This is a genomic window from Variovorax saccharolyticus, from assembly GCF_030316765.1.
In the GTDB taxonomy this organism is placed as follows: domain Bacteria; phylum Pseudomonadota; class Gammaproteobacteria; order Burkholderiales; family Burkholderiaceae_C; genus Variovorax; species Variovorax saccharolyticus.
Map to the genome: position 1 here is coordinate 100,267 of NZ_JASZYT010000008.1, position 24,903 is coordinate 125,169.

26 protein-coding genes and 1 tRNA gene are annotated in these 24,903 nt (G+C 66.8%); 14 read left to right on the plus strand and 13 right to left on the minus strand.

The window, feature by feature from the left end; all coding sequences use genetic code 11:
* Window positions 1-54 precede the first annotated feature (54 nt).
* Both QTI45_RS23220 and QTI45_RS23225 read left to right on the plus strand, forming a co-directional pair.
* Window positions 55-921, plus strand: coding sequence for a UDP-2,3-diacylglucosamine diphosphatase (locus tag QTI45_RS23220; RefSeq protein ID WP_286370081.1), 867 nt, complete (start codon window positions 55-57; stop codon window positions 919-921).
* Window positions 918-2,084, plus strand: a complete 1,167-nt coding sequence (locus QTI45_RS23225; protein WP_286370080.1) for a glycosyltransferase — start codon at window positions 918-920, stop codon at window positions 2,082-2,084. Before QTI45_RS23220 ends, QTI45_RS23225 begins: the two co-directional genes overlap by 4 nt.
* A gap of 19 nt (window positions 2,085-2,103) precedes the next feature.
* Here QTI45_RS23225 and QTI45_RS23230 read toward each other — a convergent pair whose 3' ends face one another.
* The 5 genes from QTI45_RS23230 to QTI45_RS23250 all read right to left on the minus strand — a co-directional run bounded on the left by QTI45_RS23230 (window position 2,104) and on the right by QTI45_RS23250 (window position 7,634).
* Entirely contained in the window at window positions 2,104-3,081 is a 978-nt protein-coding gene (locus QTI45_RS23230; RefSeq protein ID WP_286370079.1) for a Bug family tripartite tricarboxylate transporter substrate binding protein, read from the minus strand.
* A gap of 25 nt (window positions 3,082-3,106) precedes the next feature.
* Complete coding sequence (locus tag QTI45_RS23235) at window positions 3,107-4,474, minus strand: S8 family peptidase (protein WP_286656009.1); 1,368 nt, start codon at window positions 4,472-4,474, stop codon at window positions 3,107-3,109.
* Between the two features lie 53 nt (window positions 4,475-4,527).
* Window positions 4,528-5,256 carry a phosphatase PAP2 family protein gene (locus QTI45_RS23240; protein WP_286656010.1) on the minus strand — a complete coding sequence of 243 codons (729 nt, stop codon included), beginning with the start codon at window positions 5,254-5,256 and terminating at the stop codon, window positions 4,528-4,530.
* A 172-nt stretch (window positions 5,257-5,428) separates the two neighbouring features.
* The gene (locus tag QTI45_RS23245; protein ID WP_286656011.1) at window positions 5,429-7,240 is read right to left on the minus strand and encodes an adenylate/guanylate cyclase domain-containing protein; all 1,812 of its coding nucleotides are present in this window, start codon (window positions 7,238-7,240) and stop codon (window positions 5,429-5,431) included.
* 317 nt (window positions 7,241-7,557) lie between these two features.
* Window positions 7,558-7,634 (minus strand) — tRNA-Met (locus QTI45_RS23250).
* 59 nt (window positions 7,635-7,693) lie between these two features.
* Between QTI45_RS23250 and QTI45_RS23255 the strand changes: the two genes are divergently transcribed.
* Together QTI45_RS23255 and QTI45_RS23260 are read left to right on the plus strand one after the other, a co-directional pair.
* Entirely contained in the window at window positions 7,694-8,362 is a 669-nt protein-coding gene (locus tag QTI45_RS23255) for a sigma-70 family RNA polymerase sigma factor (RefSeq protein ID WP_286370059.1), read from the plus strand.
* On the plus strand, window positions 8,362-9,288 hold the full coding sequence (locus QTI45_RS23260) for a hypothetical protein (protein ID WP_286656012.1): 927 nt from the start codon (window positions 8,362-8,364) through the stop codon (window positions 9,286-9,288). The genes QTI45_RS23255 and QTI45_RS23260 overlap by 1 nt, the downstream gene beginning before the upstream one ends.
* 3 nt (window positions 9,289-9,291) lie before the next feature.
* Here the strand turns inward: QTI45_RS23260 and QTI45_RS23265 are convergent, their stop codons facing one another.
* Genes QTI45_RS23265 through QTI45_RS23280 form a run of 4 tightly spaced genes read right to left on the minus strand, consistent with a single transcriptional unit; the run spans window position 9,292 to window position 13,758 of the window.
* Window positions 9,292-10,071, minus strand: coding sequence for an enoyl-CoA hydratase (locus QTI45_RS23265; RefSeq protein WP_286370057.1), 780 nt, complete (start codon window positions 10,069-10,071; stop codon window positions 9,292-9,294).
* Window positions 10,072-10,109: 38 nt separating this feature from the next.
* Window positions 10,110-11,903 (minus strand): M61 family metallopeptidase, encoded by a 1,794-nt coding sequence (locus QTI45_RS23270; RefSeq protein ID WP_286370056.1) that lies wholly within the window; start codon window positions 11,901-11,903, stop codon window positions 10,110-10,112.
* Window positions 11,903-12,625, minus strand: a complete 723-nt coding sequence (locus tag QTI45_RS23275; RefSeq protein WP_286370055.1) for a DsbC family protein — start codon at window positions 12,623-12,625, stop codon at window positions 11,903-11,905. The genes QTI45_RS23270 and QTI45_RS23275 overlap by 1 nt, the downstream gene beginning before the upstream one ends.
* 17 nt (window positions 12,626-12,642) lie before the next feature.
* Window positions 12,643-13,758 (minus strand): FAD-dependent monooxygenase, encoded by a 1,116-nt coding sequence (locus QTI45_RS23280; protein WP_286370054.1) that lies wholly within the window; start codon window positions 13,756-13,758, stop codon window positions 12,643-12,645.
* Between the two features lie 316 nt (window positions 13,759-14,074).
* Here QTI45_RS23280 and QTI45_RS23285 point away from each other — a divergent pair, with 316 nt between their 5' ends.
* The 3 genes from QTI45_RS23285 (at window position 14,075) to QTI45_RS23295 (ending at window position 16,885) form a co-directional block, all read left to right on the plus strand.
* Window positions 14,075-14,956 (plus strand): MOSC domain-containing protein, encoded by an 882-nt coding sequence (locus QTI45_RS23285; protein ID WP_286370053.1) that lies wholly within the window; start codon window positions 14,075-14,077, stop codon window positions 14,954-14,956.
* Between the two features lie 154 nt (window positions 14,957-15,110).
* A complete protein-coding gene (ychF, locus tag QTI45_RS23290) occupies window positions 15,111-16,202 on the plus strand; it encodes a redox-regulated ATPase YchF (protein WP_286370052.1) in 1,092 nt (363 codons plus the stop codon).
* A gap of 8 nt (window positions 16,203-16,210) precedes the next feature.
* On the plus strand, window positions 16,211-16,885 hold the full coding sequence (locus tag QTI45_RS23295) for a glutathione S-transferase (RefSeq protein WP_286370051.1): 675 nt from the start codon (window positions 16,211-16,213) through the stop codon (window positions 16,883-16,885).
* A 7-nt stretch (window positions 16,886-16,892) separates the two neighbouring features.
* Here QTI45_RS23295 and QTI45_RS23300 read toward each other — a convergent pair whose 3' ends face one another.
* Window positions 16,893-17,366, minus strand: coding sequence for a YqaA family protein (locus QTI45_RS23300; protein WP_286370050.1), 474 nt, complete (start codon window positions 17,364-17,366; stop codon window positions 16,893-16,895).
* A 168-nt stretch (window positions 17,367-17,534) separates the two neighbouring features.
* On the opposite strand from QTI45_RS23300, the gene dusB reads away from it, so the two are divergent.
* The 3 genes from dusB to purH are packed head-to-tail and all read left to right on the plus strand — an operon-like array spanning window position 17,535 to window position 20,463.
* On the plus strand, window positions 17,535-18,593 hold the full coding sequence (dusB, locus tag QTI45_RS23305; protein WP_286370049.1) for a tRNA dihydrouridine synthase DusB: 1,059 nt from the start codon (window positions 17,535-17,537) through the stop codon (window positions 18,591-18,593).
* Window positions 18,594-18,645: 52 nt separating this feature from the next.
* On the plus strand, window positions 18,646-18,882 hold the full coding sequence (locus tag QTI45_RS23310) for a Fis family transcriptional regulator (protein WP_028249493.1): 237 nt from the start codon (window positions 18,646-18,648) through the stop codon (window positions 18,880-18,882).
* A 9-nt stretch (window positions 18,883-18,891) separates the two neighbouring features.
* On the plus strand, window positions 18,892-20,463 hold the full coding sequence (gene purH, locus QTI45_RS23315) for a bifunctional phosphoribosylaminoimidazolecarboxamide formyltransferase/IMP cyclohydrolase (protein ID WP_286370048.1): 1,572 nt from the start codon (window positions 18,892-18,894) through the stop codon (window positions 20,461-20,463).
* On the opposite strand, the gene QTI45_RS23320 is transcribed toward purH, so the two are convergent.
* Genes QTI45_RS23320 through thiD form a run of 3 tightly spaced genes read right to left on the minus strand, consistent with a single transcriptional unit; the run spans window position 20,457 to window position 23,196 of the window.
* Window positions 20,457-20,936 carry a hypothetical protein gene (locus QTI45_RS23320; RefSeq protein WP_286370047.1) on the minus strand — a complete coding sequence of 160 codons (480 nt, stop codon included), beginning with the start codon at window positions 20,934-20,936 and terminating at the stop codon, window positions 20,457-20,459. The two genes, purH and QTI45_RS23320, sit on opposite strands and share 7 nt — an antisense overlap.
* 5 nt (window positions 20,937-20,941) lie before the next feature.
* The gene (gene hemL / locus QTI45_RS23325) at window positions 20,942-22,231 is read right to left on the minus strand and encodes a glutamate-1-semialdehyde 2,1-aminomutase (protein ID WP_286370046.1); all 1,290 of its coding nucleotides are present in this window, start codon (window positions 22,229-22,231) and stop codon (window positions 20,942-20,944) included.
* Window positions 22,231-23,196, minus strand: coding sequence for a bifunctional hydroxymethylpyrimidine kinase/phosphomethylpyrimidine kinase (gene thiD / locus QTI45_RS23330; RefSeq protein ID WP_286370045.1), 966 nt, complete (start codon window positions 23,194-23,196; stop codon window positions 22,231-22,233). Before thiD ends, hemL begins: the two co-directional genes overlap by 1 nt.
* Window positions 23,197-23,307: 111 nt before the next feature.
* Here thiD and QTI45_RS23335 point away from each other — a divergent pair, with 111 nt between their 5' ends.
* From QTI45_RS23335 to QTI45_RS23350, 4 genes are all read left to right on the plus strand, one after another.
* A complete protein-coding gene (locus QTI45_RS23335) occupies window positions 23,308-23,478 on the plus strand; it encodes a rubredoxin (protein ID WP_007838397.1) in 171 nt (56 codons plus the stop codon).
* 78 nt (window positions 23,479-23,556) lie between these two features.
* Window positions 23,557-23,952 carry a response regulator gene (locus QTI45_RS23340; RefSeq protein WP_286370044.1) on the plus strand — a complete coding sequence of 132 codons (396 nt, stop codon included), beginning with the start codon at window positions 23,557-23,559 and terminating at the stop codon, window positions 23,950-23,952.
* Complete coding sequence (locus QTI45_RS23345; RefSeq protein WP_028249487.1) at window positions 23,952-24,317, plus strand: response regulator transcription factor; 366 nt, start codon at window positions 23,952-23,954, stop codon at window positions 24,315-24,317. The genes QTI45_RS23340 and QTI45_RS23345 overlap by 1 nt, the downstream gene beginning before the upstream one ends.
* A gap of 19 nt (window positions 24,318-24,336) precedes the next feature.
* Entirely contained in the window at window positions 24,337-24,870 is a 534-nt protein-coding gene (locus tag QTI45_RS23350) for a chemotaxis protein CheW (RefSeq protein WP_286656013.1), read from the plus strand.
* The last annotated feature ends 33 nt before the right edge of the window (window positions 24,871-24,903 follow it).

A 24,903-nucleotide genomic window follows, 5' to 3' on the forward strand; every position in this document is an offset into this window, starting at 1 on the left:
GCTGTCACCGCGGCGCCGCAGGCGCGTCACGCGGCACTGCGATCGTGCCCTTCCATGCAACGCGACGACGCCTTCCTTCGCGCATGGCGCGACACCAGCGGTCCGGCGGATGACGAAGTCAGCCGGCCGCCACAGATCTACCGCACGCTCTGGATCTCCGACCTGCACCTCGGCACGCCGGGCTGCCAGGCGCGGGCGCTGCTGGACTTCCTGAAGCACACCGAGTGCGAGACGCTGTTCCTGGTCGGCGACATCATCGACGGCTGGCAACTGCGCCGCCACTGGTACTGGCCGCAGGCGCACAACGACGTGATCCAGAAGCTGCTGCGCAAGGCGCGCAAGGGCACGCGCGTGATCTTCATCCCCGGCAATCACGACGAGTTCGCGCGCAAGTACCTGCAGCACAACTTCGGCGGCATCGACGTCGCCGAGGAGTGGATCCACGAGACCGCCGACGGCCGCAAGCTGTGGGTCATGCACGGCGACCTGTTCGACGGCGTGATCCAGTGCGCCAAGTGGCTGGCGCATGTGGGCGACTCGCTCTACGAGTTCACGCTCAAGCTGAACCGGCATCTGAACTCGCTGCGCGCGCGCATGGGGCTGCCGTACTGGTCGCTGTCCAAGTACCTCAAGCTCAAGGTCAAGCGCGCGGTCAGCTATGTCGGCGACTTCGAGAGCGCGGTGGCCCGCGAGGCCCGCCGGCGCGGCGTGCAGGGCGTGGTCTGCGGCCACATCCATCACGCCGAGCTGAGGGACATCGACGGCATCCTCTACGCCAACGACGGCGACTGGGTCGAGAGCCTCACGGCGCTGGCCGAGCATGCCGACGGCAGGCTCGAGATCCTCCATTGGGCCGGTCAGCTGCCGGCCCGGTCCGGCGCAACGACGGCGGCCGCGCGGCGTGCGCCGGTGCACGCATGAGCGGGACCTCCGGCACGCGGACCGTCGACCTCGTCTACTTCAACGCCGGCGGCGGCCACCGTGCTTCGGCGCTGGCGCTGGAAGCGGCGATCCTGCGCGCCGGCCTGCCGTGGACCGTTCGGCGGGTCAACCTGCGCGAGGTGCTCGACCCGAAGGACAGCTTCCGCAGGCTGACCGGCATGGACCCCGAGGACGTCTACAACAAGCGGCTCGCGCGCGGCTGGACGCTGGGCCTGGCGCAGGAACTGAAGCTGCTACAGGGCATGATCCGATGGAGCCACTCGGCGCTGGTGCGGTCGCTGCAGCAGCATTGGCTGGCGACCGAGCCCGACATGGTGGTGTCGCTGATCCCGAACTTCAACCGCGCGCTGTGCGAGTCGCTGGCCTCGACCCTGCCGGGCGTTCCCTACGTGACCGTGCTGACCGACCTGGCCGACCACCCGCCCCATTTCTGGATCGAGGAGGGCCTGGACCAGCACCTGGTGTGCGGCTCGCCGAAGGCGGTGCAGCAGGCCCGCTCGGCCGGCTATGCGGGCGATCGGATCCACGCCAGCTCGGGCATGCTGATGCGCTCGGCGTTCCATGAGGCGCCGCCGATCGACCGCGCCGTCGAGCGCCGGCGGCTGGGGCTCGATGCGCAGCGGCCGACCGGCATCGTGCTGTTCGGCGGCCAGGGCTCCAAGGCGATGCTCGGGATCGCGAAGCGCCTGCCCGAGACGCCGCTGATCCTTGCCTGCGGCCACAACGCGGCGCTGGCCCGGGCCCTGCGTGCGCTGCCGGCGGCCGCGCCGCGGCTGGTGCTGGAGTTCACGCCCGACATCGCGCGCTACATGCAGCTGGCCGACTTCTTCATCGGCAAGCCCGGCCCGGGCAGCCTGAGCGAGGCGGTGCAGATGCAGCTGCCGGTGATCGTGGTGCGCAACCGCTGGACGCTGCCGCAGGAGCGCTACAACGCCCAGTGGGTGCGCGAGCAGGGCGTCGGGCTGGTGTGCGGCAGCTTTGCCGGCGTGGCGCAGGCGGTCGATGCGCTGACCGGGGAACTGGAGCGCTACCGGTCGGCGACGCAAAGGGTGCGCAACCGGGCGATGTTCGAGCTGCCGGAGATCCTGCAGGGGATCATGGCGCAGGCGGAACTGGCGCCAATTGCCCTCATAGGAGGCTGATCGCCAGCTGCGCTGTTTTTCAGTCGACCTTCAAGTTCGCCGCTTTCACTATACGGCCGTATTTGTCGACTTCCTCAATGAGGAAGGAGCGGAATGTGTCGGGCATGGTTCCCAGCGACTGCATCCCCTCGGTCGCCAGCGTCTCGCGCACATCGGGAAGCTGCATGATGCGAAGGACCTCCGAATTGACCTTCGAGACGATCTCCGTCGGAGTGCCATTTGGAGCAACCATTCCATACCAGGTACTTGATTCGAACCCGGAAAAACCTGATTCGATGAACGTAGGTATGTCTTCCATGCTGCTTTGTCGACGGCTCGAGGCGATGGCGAGGGCCTTGATCCTCCCGGTCTGGACGTGCTGCTGCACATCCGCCACATTGGCAAACATCATGCTGACCTCTCCTGAGAGCATCGCGATGACAGCGGGAGCCGTGCCCGCGTAGGGTACGTGAACGACATCTATGGCCGCGAGTGCCTTGAACATCTCGCCGGACAAGTGTTGAATCGAGCCAGGACCGATGGACGCGTAATTGAGCTTGCCGGGACGGGCTCGAGCCAATGCAATCAACTCGTCCAACCGGTTGACCTTGAGAGATGCCGGGACTACCAGCAGATGAGGGGTCCGCGCTAGTTGGCTGATGGGTGAAAAATCCTTGAGAAGATCGTATGGAAGCTTCGGTCGGAGCGTCGAATTGATCGCCGCGCTATTGGCGATCATCAGAAGCGTATATCCGTCTGGAGAAGCATTGGAAACCAGCTCCGTACCGATCACCGTTCCGCCGCCAGGTCGATTGTCCACGACTACCGGCTGCCCCCAACTTTCGAGCATGTGGGTCTGCAGGATGCGCGCCAGCCGATCCATTGATCCACCCGCCACGAACGGCACCACAATCCGTATCGGCTTTGTCGGGTAGCCTTGCGCCAGTGCGCAGGGCGGAGCCAACAGGAAGACGATCGCAGCAAGAAGGCAGGTGCGGCGGCGAATGAGCTTGGCCACTATGCCTCCGATGAAGATTTGCCTGCTACGGAATGAGGCCGAGCAGGCGTGCCGCCGCTACTGGTCGAATGACGCCATGTCCGTAGTTGGGGTTCCAACCACCCGGAGGAAACGGATGCGCAGACTGCCGCAGTGCATTGTTGAGAACTGCGGGGGAAGCATTCAAAGGCGGTAGCCTCGTCCGGATCGCCGCTATGGATCCAGCTGCGACAGGACAGGATGCCGAGGTTCCTGTGTCGGGTCGATTTCGCCCAGCTGCCGTTGACCCTAGAAAATGTGTGTATGCAACCAAATCCGGCTTCTGTGGATTGGGCATTCCTGCAATGGCCGGTCCCCTGGATGAGTAGCCGACGAGTCCGTAGTTTGTATCGCAACCGCCGACGGTAAGTACCTCAGGGTAAGCTGCGGCGCCGTTGATCGCGCCTGCTGTCCGGCGCAAACAGGGGGGCGCAGGGCAGTTGACGCCGCAGTTCCCGGCCGCGAACACGACGTCCGCGCGCGCGATGCGGGCAAGAATCCATACCAGCCCACGGAACGGGTGATTCGGATTGTCAATGAATCGTCCCGGGTGATTGGCCGGAAAATCCAGCGACGGATGGTAGATGCCCCAACTGTTGGAAATGACCAGCGCCGGCGCGCGAATGCTGGGATTCGCGCTCGTCTTCCAAGAATAGAGGAGCTTCGAATAAGCGACGATCATCGGCGCAAGCGTGACTTGAGCAGAGTGATCGACGCGTCCAAGCAGAGCAGCGTAATCAAGCAACGTGGCTTGGGGAGCAACCAGGACCGCGTCGTAAGCCGACATCGTGCCGTGACCAAGGCGGTGCCAAAACGCTGGCGTGGCCACAGTGCTTGGGGTCCACGAGTTGGCGCCATCCTTCCTGAACGCGAACCCCAGGGCTTTCTCAAGATGTGGCGCATATATGCCGGTGTCGACGATTGCTATCGCAACCCCGCTTCCGTCCAGCCCGTTGAGGCGAAGCGTCGTCGTGTCGAGCCTTGTCTGGACATCGACATTGTTGCCAATCGATCGACTGGTCCCGCAGGTGAGGTGGGGCTGCACTGGCGGATCAGCGAAAAATTCTTCCGGAATCTCGCCGTCGTCGTCGACCTCGATTGAGCCCGCAACAAGAAACTTCTTGGATGTCTCGGGATGCATCAAGAGTCTAAGGTCGATTCTCTCGATTTCTGCTTCATCGAAGATCTCACCGGTTCCGATCGGAACGACGACCGGAGGAAAATCCAGCGTGAAGCCTTCAGGCATGAGCCGTTGGCAATGCTCTTGGAACTCGACAGTAGGAGAGATGCTGCCTTCCAGAAGTCTCAAGGCGGCGCTTTGCAAGCTCTCGTTGGAGTCCAGGACCGCAAGGACACGTAGTCGCCCATTTTTCATCGGCTGCTCCCGCATTGGTCAAGATGACTCGCCGCACTGCACCTGAGGGCGCACTATTCGTTCAATGCCGCCGCACGCGTGTTCTGATAGAGCGGGCACTGCCGCAAGATCGGAAAGATGAGGTTCGCCGCTTGCACTCCCGCCGCGTTGTCGGTGGCGAAGTGCAATCCGGCGATCAGGCGGTTGACCGAGATTCTCCGGACAAGCTCGTCCAGAGAGTCGTGCACTTCCTGCGGCACCACCTCCTTCAGGCATAGCGCGGTCAATCGGGCGATGAGCGCGTGTCCAGCAGGGTATGCGGAATGCCCCGGCACTCCGACCGGCGGGTAGAGGGTCGGACAGATCTGCGATGGCCGCGCCCGATTGAATTGGCGCTTCAAGTGAACCATCATCAATTCGCCTACCCTCGCGGCCAGTTTCATCAGAAGGTAGGTTTGCGGATGGGACGCCCCGTTGATCATCAACAGGTGAAGCAATTCAAGCTGGAAGTTCTGATCTTGTTCCAGGATTTCGCCAAGCGCCTCTGGACGTTCAGTCACTGCAAGAACCCGCAATCGGTCGATCTCGGTCATCACCGCCGGGGAGTTGTTCGCGTCGGGGTTCGGGAGGGCGCCAGCGACCGCTTTCCAGTCTTCTGCCCCGGCAGGGCCGACCGCGAGGAACTCTGGCAGTATCGAGAGCGACAACAGGTCCGGATCCCAGCGCTTGTCGTTGATGGCAAACGTGGCATTGACGTTCAACTGCTGTATTTGAAAATCTGCAAGAGGACGATCGGCTCGCATCGCGAAACTCGATCGTCGTCCCCCGCCGCCGCTCGAATCGGACCATCCTGCACCGGTTGGATCGAACCAACCGGCTCCCAAGCCTCCTGCCCATCCTGCGCCCATAGTTCGCTCCATTCAGGTTGTCTGTCAACAAGAATGCATCTGCGTACTTTCCGCCTCAGGCCCGAGCTTATTCTCCCGAGGGCAGTCCTGCAAGCTTCAGTCGTTCAAGGAACTCCGAACGCAATGAACTTGTGAGCGGACACCAACGAGCATATTCCTGCAAGGTGAAGCGTGGCTGAACTTGTTGGAGCACATTGGCCACATGCCGTGCTTCCTCGATCTGTCCCAAGGCAACGAGACTGCCGATGAGCCAACGCAGCGTCGAACAGAGATTCGGATTGAGCTCCATTCCTTTGCGCCCCCAGATGACGGACTGCTCAAAAGTTCCGTTCACGTAGTGGGCCGCGCAGAGGAACGCAAGATAGTAGAACGCCTGTGTATCCACGGGCGACAACCGAAGGCCTCTCTCCGCGCGCGCGACCGCTGCCGCCCCATCTCCCTTGTACGAGTAAGTGCCGCTGCTCAGCGCCCAGACCATTGCGTTGCTCGGCGCGGCGTCGAGGGCGCGATCGAAGATCGCGATGGCCGCGTCAAAGTCCCTGAACAGTACCGACTTGGTGTGTCCGTGGACCGCCAGTGAAAACCCGTCCGTTGGATCCCGTTCCACTGCCGCCGATGCAAGGCGCGCCGCTTCCCTGGAATCGGCTTCCTGGTCGTGCGTCCAACCCTGGTTCACATTGTGAATGTGCCAAAGGGCCGCGTAGGTGTAAGCGGCCGGATAGCTGTCGTCCAGTTCGATGGCCTTCGCGAGTAGTCCTCGTGCCCTGGAGAACTCCGCGAACTTCATTCGGTAGATCAAGTCGATCGCTTGCATCACCAGATCGTAGGCATTCATGCTGCGAGGGCGCTTGCGTCGAGCCCTCGCCAACTCGGCTTCCCGCACGCGAGGGGCGATGCTCCAGACAATTCTGCTGGCCAGCCGGTCCTGCAGCTCGAAGAGTTGCGCCATCTCGCCGTCGTAGCGGTCGGCCCAGATGACCGAATTGGTTTCGAGGTCAGCCAACTCCGCACCGATTCGCAATCGACCGCCCGTTCGCCGCACGTTGCCGCTGAGGACGTATCTGACCCCCATTTTTTCGCCGATCGTCTGCACGTCCGGTGAGCCGATCCCGTACGTCAAGGCCGAGGTGCGGGCAATGACGAGCAGGCCTTTGATGCTCGCCAGAGTAAAGATGATGTCCTCGACGATCCCGCTTCCGAAATAGGTCTCGCTTGGATCTGCTCCCAGGTTCTTGAAGGGCAGAACGACGATCGACGGTATCTTTGCGCGTCCAGCGGTCCGACTTCGTGTAGCGCCCATCAACCCGGGGGTCGCGCTCGCAACCCTCAGCGCGTATGCGCGTACCGGACGCACGATGTTCTTCAAGCGAAGATCGCCAAGATCGTCGAGAGGAATGGAGATGGCAGAGCCAACATGCTCGCGGATGGCAGCAGAGATCAGAATTCCGCCAGGGGATGCCAGTTGTTCCAGCCGCGCTGCAATGTTGACGCCGGCGCCGTAGATGTCGTCGGGCTCAACGATGAAGTCCCCTACGTTCAATCCCATGCGAAGCTCGATCTTCCGATCCGGTGCCTGGGCGTGCTCGTCTGCGCTGATCTCGCTCTGAAGATGGATCGCGCAATTGAGGCCGTCGAGCGCGCTGTCGAAGGTCGCAAGAAAGCCGTCTCCAGTGTTCCTCACAATCTGACCTCTGAACGCGACAACGCTCGGGTTGACTATGTTGGTTCGAACATCCCGGAGCCGTATGTGGGTCTCCGTTTCAGCTGCTTCGGTAAGGCGGGCATACCCTACGACATCGGCAGCCAGTATCGTGAGCAGCCGCCGGGAAAGAATTCCAGGAGAGAGGCCAGACAGATGGACGCCCTTTTCGGAGTTCATTTGCAGTGTCGGGTTACTCGGCCGCACCTCCTGTAGTGCCCTAGGAATGTACGTCCGTCGATGCCAAAGCAACAGTGGCAAACCCTTCTTTCGGTCTGCGCAGGCAGTATAGGACGACGAAACGCCGACGCCCTCTCCGACTCTGAACGGCTTGCTTCGAAGATGCCTTTGGCGAAAACCGATCGCCGCACGAGAAGTGGTCGCCGCCGTCATCCTGGTCTCTGTGTGCGGGTTGGATCGGCGGCCAGATCGGGCGGTGACACCCCGGCAAAAGAAAAGCCCCGCAAGTCGTTGACTCGCAGGGCTTTCTTGGATTCTGGTGGCTCTTCACGGACTCGAACCGCGGACCTGTGGATTATGATTCCATCGCTCTAACCGACTGAGCTAAAGAGCCGAGCCCAGGATTATATCCTTTTTGGCGCCGACTTCAGCCGCCCTCCCGAAAATCTGCCGATGCCTTCGCCCGCCGCGATCCCTGGTGACCTCGATGCCCTGCCGGACGAGCAGCTGATGGCGGCCTACGCCGGCGGTGACGCCCACGCCTTCGACGCGCTCTACGCGCGGCATGAGAGCGCCTTGTACCGCTTCATCCGCCGCCTGCTGGGCATGCGGCTGGCGGCCGAGGCGGACGATGTGTTCCAGGCGACCTGGGGGCGCGTCGTCTCGGCCCGCGACAGCTATTCGCCGCAGCGCGCGAACTGGCGCGCCTGGGCTTTCACGATCGCCTACGGCCTGGCCATGGACCGGCTGCACACCAGCGGGAGGCAGGTCGCCTTCTACGCGCACGACGAGGATGGCGACGGCCTCGAGGCGGCACGGCTGTTCGCCCGCGGCCTGCTGCGCGATGGCGACCCGGCCGCCGACGATGCCGCGAATCCGTCGGCGCAGGAACTGGCGTTCTGGCAGGCCGCCGGCCGGCGCCTGATCGCCTGCCTCGACGAACTCCCGGACGACCAGCGCGGGGCCTTCCTGCTGCACCACGAGGATGGCTTCACGGTGGCGGCGATGGCGGCGGCCCTCGACCTCGACGCCGACACCGTCCGCACCCGCCTGCGATTCGGCCTTAGGAAGCTGCGTGGCTGCATGGAGCGCTACCTGTCGGTGCTGGGGCGGCGCGAATGATGGCCGCCAACGACATGCTCGACGACCTTCGCGACGACCATCTGCGGCGCGCGCTGGCGCATGCGCCGGACCTGGGCGCGGTGCCCGACTGGCGGCTGCGCAAGTCCATCCAGCGCAGGGCGCACGACGCCATCGGCGCGACCGACCCGGACACCGACTCGGCCGAATTGGAGCGCGCGGCGCGCAAGCGCTGGCCCTGGACCTGGAAGGCGGCCCTGGCGATGCTGCTCGCGGTCGTGCTGGCAGCGGGGCTCTGGCTGCGCGCCCCGGCGCCTGCTCCGCGGCTCGAGGCCCGGATCTCTCCGGCGGCGCCGGCACCCTCTGCGTCACCGGCGCCGGCACCGGCACCGGCACCGGCACCGGCACTCTCCGAGCCGCCGGAATCTGCTTCGGCCCCGCCTGCGCCCCCACCCGCGCCCCCATCCCTGCCCGAGCCGCCGCCGCCAGCCATCCGGCCCCCTGCGCCGCTGCCTCCGCCAGTGGCAGTCGTCCCTTCGCCGCCCCCGGCCGCCGCAGCCCCGAAGGCGGCGCCGACGGTACGCACCGACGAGACCGAGCCGCCCACCTTCGAGGCGCTGTCGAGCTGGAACCGGATCACGATCTACCGCCGCGGCGGCGAAAGCCGCAGCCTGACGCGGGCCGAGGCGCGCGAGCTGAATGCCCTGCTCGGCTCGGCCGCCATGTCGGCGGTCGGGCCCCGGCCGCTCGGCGGCGCGCCCGAATGGCGGATCACGCTGGAACGCGGCAACCAGCAGCTGGCGCTGTTCGAGATCGCCGGCTCGCAGGTGCGCTGGCGCGAAGGCCGGACGCTGCCGGCCACGGGCGTGCCCTCGGCGCCGGCGCTGGCGGCATTGCGCCAGGCGCTGCAGGCGGCGCTGCAGGCCCCGCAGGCGGCCGCGCCGCTGGAGCCGCCGCGCGAACCCTAGCGCTTACTGGTGCCTGAAGTCGGGCGTGCGCTTGGTCAGGAAGGCGTCCATGCCTTCCTTCTGGTCGGCGGTCGCGAACAGCGCGTGGAACAGCCGGCGCTCGAACATCACGCCGTCCGACAGGCCGCTCTCGAAGGCCCGGTTGACCGATTCCTTGGCCGCCATCACCGCGATCTGCGAGAAGCTCGCGATCGTCAGGGCGGCGCCGAGCGCCTCCTCGGCCAGCTTCTCGTAGGGCACGATGCGGCTCACCAGGCCGGCGCGCTCGGCCTCCGTGGCATCCATCATGCGGGCGGTCAGCGCCATGTCCATGGCCTTCGACTTGCCGACCGCGCGCGGCAGCCGCTGGGTGCCGCCGGCCCCGGGAATGACGCCGATCTTGATCTCGGGCTGGCCGAACTTGGCGTTGTCGGCCGCGATGATGAAGTCGCACATCATCGCCAGCTCGCAGCCGCCGCCGAGCGCGAAACCGCTCACCGCGGCGATCACCGGCTTGCGGATCTGGCGGATGGTCTCCCAGTTTCGCGTGATGTACTCGCCCTTGTAGACGTCCTGGAAACTGTACTTGGCCATCGCCGCGATGTCGGCGCCGGCCGCGAAGGCGCGCTCGCTGCCGGTCAGGATGATGCAGCCGATGGCCGGGTCGGCGTCGAAGTCCTTGAGCGCCTGGCCCAGTTCCGTCATGAGGGCGTCGTTCAGCGCGTTGAGCGCCTTGGGCCGGTTCAGCGTGACGATGCCGACCTTCTCGGCCTCGATGCGCACTTCGATGTTCTCGTAGCTCATGGGTGTCTCCTTGAAACGAACAATCCGGGGCGTGGCGGCTACTGCGGATGCAGCCAGGCGGCCATCTTCGCGGGATCCTGTGCGAACAGGCGCCAGGTCGTGACGGCGGCGGGCAGCGCGAGCGGCAGGCGCAGCAGGCGGCGGTCGCGGGCGACCAGGGCCGTCGCCTTGCGCAGCGGGCCGAGGTAGAGCGCCAGGTCGTCGAGCCGCGTGAGCCGCCAGCCCTGCGCCGCGCGCCCCTTGACCGCGGGCAGCTCGATGCCGATCCACTCGTCGTTGGCCGAGAAGCCGGCCTGCTCGGCGGCACCGCCGCGCAGCACCACCTTGACCTGCACGCTGCCGCCGGTCTCGGCGACCCGCAGGCCGAGTTCCTGGGCCCGCTGCGCCGGATCGTCGAGCGCCGCCACGCCGTGGGCGCGCAGCAGGTCCGACAGCGGCAACTCGTCGGTCGAATGGACCCAGCTCGCGATCTCCGCAGCGAACGATCGGCCGCCGATCACCTCGAGCGCAGCGGCGATGTCGGCCTCGGCGATCGGCCCGCCGCCGGTCTGCTGCCAGAGCAGCCGCATCACGTCGTCGAGCGTGCCCTTGCCCTCGGAGCGCAGCGTGAGGTCGAAGCACATCGCGACCAGCGCGCCCTTGGTGTAGTAGCTCACCGTGGCGTTGGGCGTCTGCTCGTCCTGGCGGTAGTACTTGATCCAGGCGTCGAAGCTGGCCTGGGCCACCGACTGCACCTGCCGGCCGGGCGTCTGCTGCACCTGGTTGATGGTCTTGTTGACCAGGCGCAGGTAGGTGGCGTCGTCGATGCGGCCGGCGCGGCGCAGCAGCAGGTCGTCGTAGTAGCTCGTGAAGCCCTCGAAGAACCACAGCAGCCCGGTGTAGTTCTCGCGTGCGTAGTCGTAGCGCGCGAACTCGACCGGCCGCAGCCGCTTCACGTTCCAGGTATGGAAGTACTCGTGGCTGACCAGCCCCAGCAGCGTGGTGTAGCCCTCGGGCTGCTTGCGGGCGCCGAGCTGCGGCAGGTCGCGCCGGGTGCAGATCAGCACCGTCGAATGGCGATGCTCGAGCCCGCCGTAGCCGTCGTCGACCGCGTTGAGCATGAACACGTAGCGGTCGTGCGGCGGCTTCGGACCGCCGCGCTTGCCGACCTTGTCGCCGTGCCAGAAGCGCATCTGTGCCTCGCAGATGGCGCGGGTGTCGGCGATCAGCCGCTCGCCGTCGAAGGAAGCCGTCGCGCCGGCGACCACGAAGCGGTGCGGCACGCCGCAGGCCTCGAACTCGGCGCTCCAGAACGGCCCCATCTCGACCGGGCTGTCGGCCAGCTCGTCGTAGTGGGCGGCCAGGTAGCTGCCGAAGCCGTGGCGGTCGATGCGTGCCGGCTTCAGCGCGGTGGCACAGGACCAGCGGGCGTCACCCGCCGCCGCCGGCGGCGCCACCACTTCGAGCAGGTGCGCAGCGTCGACCTGGCCCTCGACCTGCAGGCATACGCTGGTGCCGTTGAAAAAGCCGCGGTCGGCGTCCAGCCAGGCGGTGCGCACCGAGTTGTCGTAGGCGCAGATCTCGTAGCGCAGCACCAGCGGCTTGGCCGGCGTGCAGTCGATCTCCCAGCTGGCCTTGTCGAGCTGGCGCACCGCCAGCTTGCGGCGACCCTGCTGGGCGCGCAGCTGCTGCAGGTTCTTCGAGAACTCGCGCAGCAGGTAGCTGCCGGGGATCCAGGCGGCGAGCGCCACGCGCTGCAGCGCGGCCGGCTCGGCGATGGTCAGCGTGATGGCGAACAGGTGCGCCTTGCGGTCCGCGCACTCGACGCGGCAGTGGACGGCCGGCGTGGCCATCAATTGAGGGCGGCGAGTTGTTTCTCGACCTGTGCTGCGGGGATCGCGCCCGGTGTGCGCGAGCCGTCGCTGAAGATCAGCGTCGGCGTGCCGGTGATGTTGTACTTCTGGCCGAACTCGCGGTTGCGCGTGAGCGCGGCGGTGTCGCACTCGGCGGCAGCCGGCGCCACGCCGCGCTGCATCCAGTCGTCCCACGACTTGGCCTTGTCCTTGGCGCACCAGATGTTGCGCGACTTGACCACCGAGTCGGGCCCGAGCACCGGGTACAGGAAGAGCTGGATCGTGACGTTGTCGACCTTGGTCAGATCACGCTCGAACTGCTTGCAGTAGCCGCAGTTGGGATCGGCGAAGACCGCCAGCCGGCGCTTGCCGTTGCCGCGCACGATCTTGATCGCGTCCTTGGTGGGAAGTTTGTCGAAGGCCACCTGGCTGAGCTTCTCGATCCGCTCCTCGGTGAGGTTGCGGCGCTCCTTGACGTCGATCAGGTTGCCTTGCAGCAGGTAGTTGCCCTGCTCGTCGGTGTAGAAGATCTCGAAGCCGTTGACCCGCACCTCGTACAGGCCGGGGATCGGCGCCTTCGTGACTTCGTCGATCTTGGCGAACTGCGGGATGCGGGCTGCGAGGTTCTTGCGGATCTCGGCTTCGCCGGCCGTGGCCGACAGGCTCGAGCCGAGCATCAGGGCGGCCAAGGCGGCGAAAAGGGGGCGAACGGAGTGCTTCATGGTGGTGTTCCGGGAGTTCACTGCAGGCCCATGGCCTGGCGCGCGATCCAGTTCTTGACGAGCCGTGTGCGGTCGAAACCGCGCATGCCCCAGTTGCGCAGCGCCGGCAGGGGGTCGGCGCTGTGGGCGAAGAGTTGCTGCAGGCCGTCGGTGGCGAGGCTCATCGACAGCACGCTGGCGCGGCGTGCGCGCTCGTAGCGGCGCAGCAGGCGGGCGTCGCCGACGCTGCGCCAGTAGTCGCGGGTCCGGATGACTTCCGCCAGCGCTGCGGCATCGGCCAGGCCCAGGTTCAGGCCCTGGCCGGCCAGCGGATGGACGGAGTGGGCGGCATCGCCGGCCAGCGCCCAGCTTGCGCCGTCGGCGAAGCTGCCGGTCCAGCGGTCGGCGATGGCGCGCTGCAGCGGCCAGGCGGAGCGCTCGCTGCTGAGCTTGAGGGCGCCGAGCGCCGCGTGGCTGGCCTCCTGCAGCGCGCTGCAGAAATCGTCGGCCGACTGCGCCAGCAGGGCCGGCGCCCGGAACTGGTCGACCGACCAGACCAGCGCCAGCGAGCGCTCGGTGCCGCCCAGCGGCAACAGCGCCAGCACCTCGCCCTTGTCATTGAACCACTGGCGCGCAGTGCCGTCATGCGGCTGTTCGGCTTCGAGCCGGGCCGCGATCGCGTGCTGGGGATAGCGCGTGACCTCGTAGCCCACGCCGAGCGCCTCGCGGGTGGCGCTGATGCGGCCCTCGCAGACCACGGTCAGCGGTGCCGGCACGGGTTCGGCCACCACCTCGATGCGGGGCTGGAAGCGCACGGCGTCGGCGAGCTGCTGCTCGAGCGCGGGCACGTCGACGATCCAGGCCAGCGCGTCGACCTTCTGGCGCACGGCGGAAAACTGGACCCGCCCGCCTTCGTCGCCGTGCACGAGCATCTCGCGCACCGGCGTGGCGTGCGCCGCGTCGGGCCAGGCGCGCAGCGATTCGAGCAGGGCCTTCGAGGCGGTGTTGAGCGCATAGGCGCGGACGTCCTGTCCGGGCGGCGTCGCCGCGGGCACGACCAGCGCCACGCGCACGCGTTCGCGGGCCAGCAGCAGGGCCAGCGTCCGGCCGACGATGCCGGCGCCGCGAATGCAGACTTCGGGGGGAAGAGCCATCGATGGATTGTAGATGTGGCCCCCACGCTCCCCCACTGCGTGTGGGTCGCTGCCCCCCGAGGGGGCCGCAGGCCGCCTTGGGGCGGCCCGGCGCCGGCCTGGCCCCCACGCTCCCCCACTGCGTGTGGGTCGCTGCCCCCCCGAGGGGGCCGCAGGCCGCCTTGGGGCGGCCCGGCGCCGGCCTGAGCTGGCCCCGACGCTCCCCAGGGGCGCGCGCAGGCCGCCCGTCTGCGCGAAGCGCGGACTTCGCCGCGCTGGCGGACCGGCGCCGGCCTGGCTCCCGCACAATCTGGTCCTTCCGAGAAGGACCCAACCCGTGAACGCTGCCGATTTCGACCTCCAAGCCACCATCGCCCGCCTGTTCGTCTATCCAGTCAAATCCTGCGCCGGCGTCGAACTCGACGAGGCGCTGCTGATCGAGACCGGGCTCGAGTTCGACCGCGCCTGGATGGTGGTGGATGCCCAGTGCGAATTCGTCAGCCAGCGCGAGCTGCCGCGCATGGCGCTGATCCGGCCGCAGCTCAAGCACAGCGAGATGGTGCTGCGCGCGCCGGGCATGCTGGCGCTGCACATCGCCTTCGACCGGGTCGAGGAACCGGCCCGCGTGAAGGTCTGGAAGGACGAGGTCGCGGCCTATGACATGGGCGACATCGCGGCGCAGTGGTTCAGCGACTTCCTGTCCGAACCGGGCCGGCCGCAGAAACTGCGCATGGTGCGCTTCGACCCGGAGCAGCAACGCCTGTCGAGCCTCAAATGGACCCAGGGCGTCGAGGCGCCGAACCAGTTCGCCGACGGCTTTCCGCTGCTGGTGGCGAGCGAGGGCTCACTGGCGGAATTGAACGCCAAGCTGGTCGCGGCCGGCCACGAGGCGGTCGGCATCGAGCGCTTCCGGCCCAACATCGTGCTGGCGGGCATCGAGGGGCACGACGAGGATCGGGTCGACACCCTGCACGTCGCGACCGCCGAGGGCGAGGTCCTGCTGCGGCCGGTCAAGCCCTGCGCGCGCTGCCCGATCCCGGACATCGACCCTCAGACCGCCGCCAGCAGCCCCGAAGTGGGCGACATGCTGCGCACCTACCGCTCCGACCCGCGGGTCGACGGCGCCATCACTTTCGGCATGAATGCGATCGTGCTGCAGGGCCTGGAGCACGCGCTCCGGGTCGGCCAGCCGGTCGGCGGCAACCTGCGCTTCGAATAGCACATGTGGCCCCCACGCTCGTCACTGCGTGTACTCGCTGCCCCCCGAGGGGGCCGCAGGCCGGCTTGGGGCGGCCCGGCGCCGGCCTGATGCCGGCCTCGTGCCGGGCGCCTAAAATACCCGGTTACCCCCAGAATTCTGAAAGCACCCCGCCATGAGCCTCCAGTGCGGCATCGTCGGCCTGCCCAACGTCGGCAAGTCCACCCTCTTCAATGCCTTGACCAAGGCAGGCATCGCGGCCGAGAACTATCCCTTTTGCACCATCGAGCCCAACGTGGGCGTGGTCGAGGTGCCCGATCCGCGGCTGGCGCAACTGGCCGAGATCGTCCAGCCCGAGCGCGTGGTGCCGGCGATCGTCGAGTTCGTCGACATCGCGGGCCTGGTCGCCGGTGCCAGCCAGGGCGAAGGCCTGGGCAACCAGTTCCTGGCCCACATCCGCGAGACCGACGCCATCGTCAACGTGGTGCGCTGCTTCGAGGACGACAACGTGATCCACGTGGCCGGCAAGGTCGACCCGATCTCCGACATCGAGGTGATCCAGACCGAGCTCTGCCTGGCCGACCTGTCGACGGTCGAGAAGGCGCTGCACCGCCACACCAAGACCGCCCGCTCGGGCGACAAGGAAGCCATCAAGCTGGTGGCGCTGCTCGAGAAGTGCCAGGCGGCGCTGAACGAGAACAAGCCGGTGCGCTCGATCGAGTTCAGCAAGGAAGACAAGCCGCTGGTCAAGCAGTTCTCGCTGATCACCGCCAAGCCCGCGATGTTCGTCGGCAACGTGTCCGAGGACGGCTTCGAGAACAACCCCTTCCTCGACCGGCTGCGCGAATACGCGGCGGCGCAGAACGCGCCGGTGGTGGCCATCTGCGCCAAGATCGAGGCCGAACTCGCCGACATGGACGACGAGGACCGCAAGATGTTCCTGGCCGAGATCGGCCAGGAGGAGCCGGGCCTGAACCGCCTGATCCGCGCCGCCTACACGCTGCTGGGCCTGCAGACCTACTTCACGGCCGGCGTCAAGGAAGTGCGCGCCTGGACCATCCACATCGGCGACACCGGCCCGCAGGCGGCCGGCGTGATCCACACCGATTTCGAGAAGGGCTACATCCGCGCCCAGACCATCGCCTTCAACGACTTCATCGCCTACAAGGGCGAGCAGGGCGCCAAGGACGCGGGCAAGATGCGCGCCGAAGGCAAGGACTACGTCGTCAAGGATGGCGACGTCATGAACTTCCTGTTCAGCTCCTGAGCGCCTGCATGATCACGGTCCACCACCTCAACAATTCGCGCTCGCAGCGCGTGCTCTGGCTGCTCGAGGAACTCGAGCTTCCGTACGAGGTGGTGCGTTACCAGCGCGACCCCAAGACCATGCTCGCGCCGCCCGAGCTCAAGAAGGTGCATCCGCTGGGCAAGTCGCCGGTGGTCACGGCCGACGACGGCCCGGCGCTGGCCGAGTCGGGCGCGATCATCGAGACCCTGGTCGAGCGCTACGGCGACGGCCGGCTGTCGCCGGCGGCCGGCACGCCCGAGGCCCATCGCTACCGCTACTGGCTGCACTATGCCGAAGGCTCGGCCATGCCGCCGCTGCTGCTCAAGCTGATGTTCGACCGGGTCGAGAAGGCGAAGATGCCGTTCTTCGCCAAGCCGATCGCCAAGGGCATCGCCGACAAGGCCCGCGCGGCCTTCATCCTGCCGAGCCTGAAGACGCATCTCGACTTCATGGAAGCCGAACTCGGCAAGACCGAATGGTTCGCCGGCGACGCCTTCAGCGGCGCCGACATCCAGATGAGCTTTCCGGTCGAGGCCGCGCGCGCCCGCGGCGGGCTCGACGCCTCGCGGCCGAAGCTGATGGCCTGGCTCGAGCGTATCCATGCGCGCCCGGCTTACCAGCGGGCGCTGGAGCGCGGCGGCCCCTACGGCCTCTTGAGCTGACGCCGCCTCAGTTGTTCGGCCAGATGTAGAGCAGCGCCACCGTCATCGTGACGTAGCGCGCGAACTTGCCCACGGCCATGTAGAACACGCAGGGCCAGAACGACAGCTTGAGCCAGCCGGCGACCGCGCAGAGCGGGTCGCCGACGATCGGCAGCCAGGCCAGCAGGCAGGCCTTGGGGCCGAGGCGCTCGAGCCAGCCGAGCACGCGCAGATGGTGCTTCGAGTGCGAGTACTTGTCGGCCACCTTGTGGGCGCCGTAGCCCATCCACCAGTCGACGATGCCGCCCAGGGTGTTGCCGAGCGTGGCCACGCCGACCGCCGGCCAGAACATGTCGGGGTTGAGCTTGAGCAGTCCGAACAGCACCGGTTCCGAGCCGACCGGCAGCAGCGTCGCCGACACGAAGGCGGCGATGAACACCGTGCTGAGCCCGTACTGCGGAAGCGCCAGGAGCGCAAGGAGGGAGTCGAGCCAGGCTTGCATGTGTGCGCGGAGTATAGAAAGCTGCGGGGCGGACCGGACGTAGGCGAGAACCCTCGGATGCCGACATCGCCGCTGCCCGGCGGGTGCAAATCGTTTCAGCCGCCGGAGCTCCGCGCCGCTACAATCGTGCCTCATTTTTCAGCAGCCCGGCGCGCGCCCATTTCCTCCATGACCCTGAAGATCGGCCACATCGCGCTGGAAAACAGCCTGTTCGTCGCCCCGATGGCGGGCGTCACGGACCGGCCTTTCCGCATGCTGTGCCGCGAACTCGGCGCCGGCTATGCGGTCAGCGAAATGGTGACCTCGCGCAAGGAACTGTGGGGCACGCTGAAGACCTCCAGGCGCGCCAACCACGAGGGCGAGCCCGGCCCCATTTCGGTGCAGATCGCCGGCACCGACGCGGCCATGATGTCCGAGGCGGCGCAATACAACATCGAGCGTGGCGCGCAGATCATCGACATCAACATGGGATGTCCCGCCAAGAAGGTCTGCAACAAGTGGGCCGGCTCCGCCTTGATGCGCGACGAGCCGCTGGCGCTCGAGATCGCCGAGGCCGTGGTGCGCGCCGCCGAGCCGCATGGCGTGCCGGTCACGCTCAAGATGCGCACCGGCTGGAGCGAAGACCAGCGCAACGCGGTGACGCTGGCGCGCCGCTTCGAGGCCGCCGGCGTGCAGATGCTCACGGTGCATGGCCGCACGCGCGAACAGGGCTACAAGGGCCGGGCCGAATACGACACCATCTCGGCGGTCAAGGCCGCCGTGCGGATCCCGGTGGTCGCCAATGGCGACATCAGCTCGCCCGAAAAAGCACGCGACGTGCTGGCCGCGACCGGCGCCGACGCCGTCATGGTCGGCCGCGCGGCGCAGGGCCGGCCCTGGATATTTCGCGAGATCGCGCATTTCCTCGCCACCGGCACGCACCTGGCGCCGCCGCTGGTGGCCGAGGTCCGGCGCCTGATGCTCGAACACCTGCAGCAGCACTACGCGCTGTACGGCGACTACAGCGGCGTGCGCACGGCACGCAAGCACATCGGCTGGTACGTGAAGGCGCTGCCGGGCGGCGAGGCGTTTCGCGGCGAGATGAACCTGATCGAGGATTGCGACGCGCAGCTGCGCGCGGTGGCCGGCTTCTTCGACACGCTCGCGGGCCGCATGGACCGCATCCCGCCGGCGTCGGCGGATGCGCTCGAAGCCCCGGACGAGCAGTCGGCCGACGCGCTCGCCTGAGGCCGGAAAGAACACGAGAGAAGGCAGAGCAAGAGGAGAAAACAAGAAGGCCATGAGCAAGAAACACATCGAAGACTGCGTGCGCAGCAGCCTGGACAGCTATTTCCGCGATCTCCGCGGCACCGAACCCGACGGCATGTACGAGATGCTGGTGCGGGTGGTCGAGAAACCCCTGCTCGACGTCGTGATGACGCGCGCCGAGGGCAACCAATCCAAGGCCGCGCAATGGCTCGGCCTCAACCGAAACACGCTGCGCAAGAAGCTGGTCGAACACAAACTGTTGAAGTAGTAACTCCTGATGAACGCACTGATCTCCGTATCCGACAAGACCGGCATCCTCGAATTCGCCCAGGCGCTGCACGCGCTCGGCATCCGGCTGCTGTCCACCGGCGGCACCGCCAAGCTGCTGGCCGACGCCGGCCTGCCGGTCACTGAAGTGGCCGACCACACGGGCTTTCCGGAAATGCTGGACGGCCGCGTCAAGACGCTGCACCCGAAGGTGCACGGCGGCCTGCTGGCGCGGCGCGACCTGCCGGCCCACATGGCGGCGCTGAAGGAGCACGGCATCGACACCATCGACCTGCTGGTGGTCAATCTCTACCCGTTCGAAGCCACCGTGGCCAAGCCCGGCTGCACGCTCGAGGACGCGATCGAGAACATCGACATCGGCGGCCCGGCGATGGTGCGCAGCGCGGCCAAGAACTGGAAAGACGTCGGCGTGCTGACCGACGCGTCGCAGTACGCCTCGGCGCTGGCCGAGCTCAAGGCCGATGGCAAGCTCAGCGACAAGACCAAGTTCGCCTTCTCGGTGGCCGCGTTCAACCGCATCAGCCAGTACGACGGCGCGATCAGCGACTATCTCTCGGGCATCCAGGACGACGGCGCGCATGCGCTGTTCCCGGCCCAGAGCAACGGCCGCTTCGTCAAGCTGCAGGATCTGCGCTATGGCGAGAACCCGCACCAGCAGGCCGCCTTCTACCGCGACCTGTATCCGGCGCCCGGATCGCTGGTCACGGCCAAGCAGCTGCAGGGCAAAGAACTCAGCTACAACAACATCGCCGATGCCGACGCGGCGTGGGAATGCGTGAAGAGCTTCGACACGCCGGCCTGCGTGATCGTGAAGCATGCCAACCCCTGCGGCGTCGCGGTCGGCAAGGACCCGCTGGAGTCCTACAGCAAGGCCTTCAAGACCGACCCGACCTCGGCCTTCGGCGGCATCATCGCCTTCAACCGGCCGCTGGACCGGGCCGCCGCCGAAGCGGTCAGCAAGCAGTTCGTCGAAGTGCTGATGGCGCCGGGCTATTCGGCCGAGGCGCTCGAGGTGTTCAAGAGCAAGGTCAACGTGCGCATCCTCGAGATCGCGCTGCCGCCGGGCGGCAAGACCGACTGGGACAACGGCCGCAACGCGGTCGACGTCAAGCGCATCGGCTCGGGCCTGCTGATGCAGACCGCCGACAACCGTGAGCTGGCCATCGGCGAGCTCAAGGTGGTGAGCAAGAAGCAGCCGACGCCGCAGCAGCTGCAGGACCTGCTGTTCGCCTGGAAGGTCGCCAAGTTCGTCAAGAGCAACGCGATCGTGTTCTGTGCCGATGGCATGACCATGGGCGTCGGCGCCGGCCAGATGAGCCGTCTCGATTCGGCGCGCATCGCCAGCATCAAGGCCCAGCACGCGAAGCTGTCGCTGGCCGGCACCGCGGTCGCGAGCGACGCCTTCTTCCCGTTCCGCGACGGGCTCGACGTGGTGGTCGATGCCGGCGCCACCTCGGTCATCCAGCCGGGCGGCTCGATGCGCGACCAGGAAGTGATCGACGCCGCCGACGAGCGCGGCGTCGTCATGGTGCTCTCAGGCGTGCGCCACTTCCGTCATTGACCGGCGCTGCCGTCTGAAAAACGGTACTTGAGCTGGAAGCTGATCGCGCCGTAGAGCTTGTTCTTGATGCTGGGGATGATCGCGATGTTCAATCCCCAGTGCTTGCCCTCGATCGCCGCGGTCGGGATCAGCGCCGGGAACCAGCCGCCGTTGTTGGTCATCTGGTAGCCGTCGAAGCCGCCGACCACGGCGCCCAGCTTGACGCCGTGGAACTCGAAGGGCATCACGTACAGGCCGATGTAGTTCGAGTACTCGCGGTCGCTGTTGCGGAAGCGGCCGCCGGTGACCGAGAAGGTCTTGTCGATCGGCCATTCGATGCCGATGCCGGGATTGAAGTCTTCCAGCCCCTTGTTGCGATCGAAATGCAGCGAATAGAAGCCCGGATTGACCCAGACCTGGCTGATATCGACCTGCGCAAGCGCCAGGCCGGGCAGCAGCAGGCTCGCGCCTGCCAGGAGCGAAGGCAGCTTCACGGCAGCTACAGCGTCTTGAAGATCTGGCGCGCCGCCTCGATGCTGGCGGCGATGTCGTCGTCGCCGTGCGCGGCGCTCACGAAGCCGGCCTCGTAGAGCGCCGGCGCGATGTAGACGCCACGCTCCAGCAGGCCATGGAACAGCGCGTTGAACTTCGCGCCGTCGCTCTTCATGACGGCCGTGTAGTTCTGCGGCAGCGCGTCGAGCAGGAAGAAGCCGAACATGCCGCCCTCGCTGTCGGCGCTGAACGGAACGCCCTCGGCGGCCGCGGCGGCCGTCAGGCCGTCGACCAGCGAGCGCGTCTTCGACGACAGCGCCTCGTAGAAGCCGGGGCGAGCGATTTCCTTGAGCGTGGCCAGCCCGCAGGCGGTCGCCACCGGATTGCCCGACAGCGTGCCGGCCTGGTACACCGGGCCCATCGGCGCCAGCTGCTCCATGATCGCGCGCGGGCCGCCGAAGGCCGCCAGCGGCATGCCGCCGCCGATGACCTTGCCGAGCACCGTGAGATCGGGCGTGACGCCGAGCACGCCTTGCGCGCCGCGCAGGCCGACGCGGAAGCCGGTCATCACCTCGTCGAACACCAGCAGCGCACCGTACTGCGTGCACAGTTCGCGGCAGCGCTTGGCGAAGGCCGCGCTGGCGCGGACGAAATTCATGTTGCCGGCGATCGCCTCGATCATCAGGCAGGCGATCTCGTGGCCGTGCAGCGTGAAGGCCTCCTCGAGTTGCGCCAGGTTGTTGTACTCGAGCACCAGCGTGTGCTGCACCACCTCGGGCGGCACGCCGGCCGAGGTCGGGTTGCCGAAGGTCGCGAGGCCCGAACCCGCCTTGACCAGCAGGGCGTCGGCGTGGCCGTGGTAGCAGCCTTCGAACTTGATGATGTATTTGCGGCCGGTGGCACCGCGGGCCAGGCGCAGCGCGCTCATCGCGGCCTCGGTGCCCGAGCTCACGAGGCGCACCATCTCCATCGACGGCACCAGCGCGAGGATGGCCTCGGCGAGTTCGATCTCGCGCTCGGTCGGGGCGCCGAACGAGAAGCCCTCGGTGACGGCGCGCTGCACCGCCTCGACCACCGCCGGATGGCCATGGCCGAGGATCATCGGGCCCCAGGAGCCGATGTAGTCGATGTAGCGCTTGTCGTCGGCATCCCAGAAGTACGCGCCCTGCGCGCGCTTCACGAAGCGCGGCGTGCCGCCCACTGCCTTGAAGGCCCGGACCGGCGAATTGACGCCTCCGGGGATGACGGCGCGGGCGCGCTCGAAGAGGATCTCGTTCTGGTCGGTGGTGGCAGGCATCAGTGTCGGGTGTCGTGCGGGGGGAGGGCGAAGTCCGTGGGGGACGCGAGGTCGTCATTGTCCTCGTCCTCGTCGTCCTCGGGCTGGGCCCAGAACAGGCGGTCGGGCAGCACGTGTCCCATGCCGGGCCGGAAGCCCGCGTCGAGGCAGCGGTCCATGTAGCTCAGCGCCTCGCTGGTGGCGGCCACCAGGTCGGTGCCGCTCGCCAGCAGCGCCGCGAGCGTGGCCGACAGGGTGTCGCCGGCGCCGGCGAACACGGCGTCGAGCCGCTCGTACTTCTCGCTCGCGAGCACCGCCTGCGGCGAGGCCAGCACGTTGTCGATGAACTGGTCGGGCAGCATCAGCCCGGTGACCAGCGTGTAGGGCACGCCGAATTCGCCTGCGGCCATCGCGATGTCGCGCGCGGTGGGCGGCTTGTCGCCGTTCCAGTCGGGCAGCAGCCAGCGCCACAAGGTGCTGTGATTGCCGACCAGCACCGTGGTCTGCGGCAGCACCAGTTCGCGGAAGGCGTCGAGGTAGGCCTCGATCTGGGCGTCCTCCCACCAGGAGAGGTTCGGCATGTAGGCCACGACCGGCACCTCGGGGTAGTCGGTCGCGGTCTCGGCCACGGTGCTCAGGTTCTCGGGCGAGCCGACGAAGCCGACCTTGATCAGCTGCACCTCGACGTCCTCGAGGATCGAGCGCGCCTGCTCGGCCACGGCCTCTTCGTCGAAGGCGAAGTGGTCGAAGATCTCGGCCGTGTCGCGCGCGTAGGCGCCGGTGACCACGGCCAGCATGTGGGCACCGACCGAGGCCATCGCCAGCGCGTCGCCGCCCAGGCCGCCGGCGCCGCTCGGGTCGCTGGCATTGAAGACCAGCACGCAGGGTGGGTTCAAATCGCCGTCGGCTTCTTCGGCATCGTCCGGGGGGTCGGTAAGATCGCTCACTTTGCGGTCGTGCTCTGGTGGTAGTAGATAAGTTTTCATACTCGAATCAGGGCTCAACAGATGGTGGCATATCTGAGACGCTTGTCACGGGATTTGTTGATACGTTTGGATACGATCGTTGCATTTGACGAACAGGGACCTTAAGCTGCGATGAATACGAAAACCTGGATGTGCCTGATTTGTGGGTGGATCTATGACGAGGCGGTCGGCGTGCCAGAGGATGGTATTGCGGCCGGCACGGCATGGGCGGATGTTCCGATGAACTGGACCTGTCCGGAATGCGGGGCACGCAAGGAAGATTTCGAGATGGTTGAGATCTGAAGCATGGCATAGGGCCGCGCTTCCTGCGCTCCTTTGGGGGCGCAGCGGTCGACAAGGTGTCACAAGGAGCGGTGCGAAATGAGCGCGAATGGATCCGGCTACAAGGTGCTCGTCATCGACGACAGCAACACCATTCGGCGCAGCGCCGAGATCTTCCTGAAGCAGGGCGGCCATGAAGTGCTGCTCGCCGAAGACGGCTTCGACGCCCTGTCGAAGGTCAATGACCACAAGCCCCACCTGATTTTCTGCGACATCCTGATGCCTCGCCTCGACGGCTATCAGACCTGCGCCATCATCAAGCGCAACGCAACCTTCTCCAATGTCCCGGTCGTCATGCTGTCCTCCAAGGACGGCGTCTTCGACAAGGCGCGCGGCCGCATGGTCGGCTCGCAGGACTACCTCACCAAACCTTTCACCAAGGACCAGCTGCTGCATGCCGTGCAGCAGTTCGGTCTCGTTCAGGAAGCCCAGTAATGGCGATTCGCAAAGTGCTCGTGGTCGACGATTCGAAGACGGAACTGGTGTTCCTCACCGACCTGCTCCAGAAAAACGGCTTCTCGGTCAAGACGGCCGAGAACGCGGACGACGCGATGCGCCGTCTCGAGGAAGAGCAGCCCGACCTGATCCTGATGGATGTCGTGATGCCGGGCCAGAACGGCTTCCAGCTCACGCGCGCCATCGCCCGCAACCCGCAGTACGCCGCGGTGCCGATCATCCTGTGCACCAGCAAGAACCAGGAAACCGATCGCGTCTGGGGCATGCGGCAGGGCGCCCGCGACTACATCGTCAAGCCGGTGAATGCTGCCGAACTGATGGCGAAGATCAGCGCCCTGGCCTGATCCACCGACTCATTGCGCCATGGCCAACCGCGACGCTCTCCGTGCCTTCCAGTCCCGGCTCGCCGGCCGCCTGCAGGCGGCGCGCACTTCGGACGTCTCCGCTTCGTGGCTTGCCGTGGAGGCGGGTGAATCGAAGTACCTCTTTCCGCTCGGCCATGCCGGCGAGATCTTCCCCTGGGTGGCGCCGCAGTCCGTGCCCTACACCGAGCCCTGGTTCCTCGGCGTGGCCAACCTGCGCGGCGGCCTCTACGGCGTCGTGCAGCTGTCGAGCTTCGCCGCCGGCGAGGCCGCGGCACCGGTGCTGAACGACTCGACGCGCGCCCAATCGCGCCTGGTCGCGCTCAACGAGATGCTGGAAGTCAATTGCGCCCTGCTGATCGATCGCCTGGTCGGTCTGCGCGGCGTCGATGCCTTCGTCGCCTCCGAGGCGCCGCAGGATGCGTCCCCGCCCTGGCTCGGACATTCGTACACAGACGCCGCCGGAGGCCGCTGGCAGGAAATCAACCTGCAAGCGCTTTCGCAGCAACCCCAGTTCCTGAGCATCGGCGCCTGAAGGCCAGCCGAGCACCGTTTACAACCTGAAGGA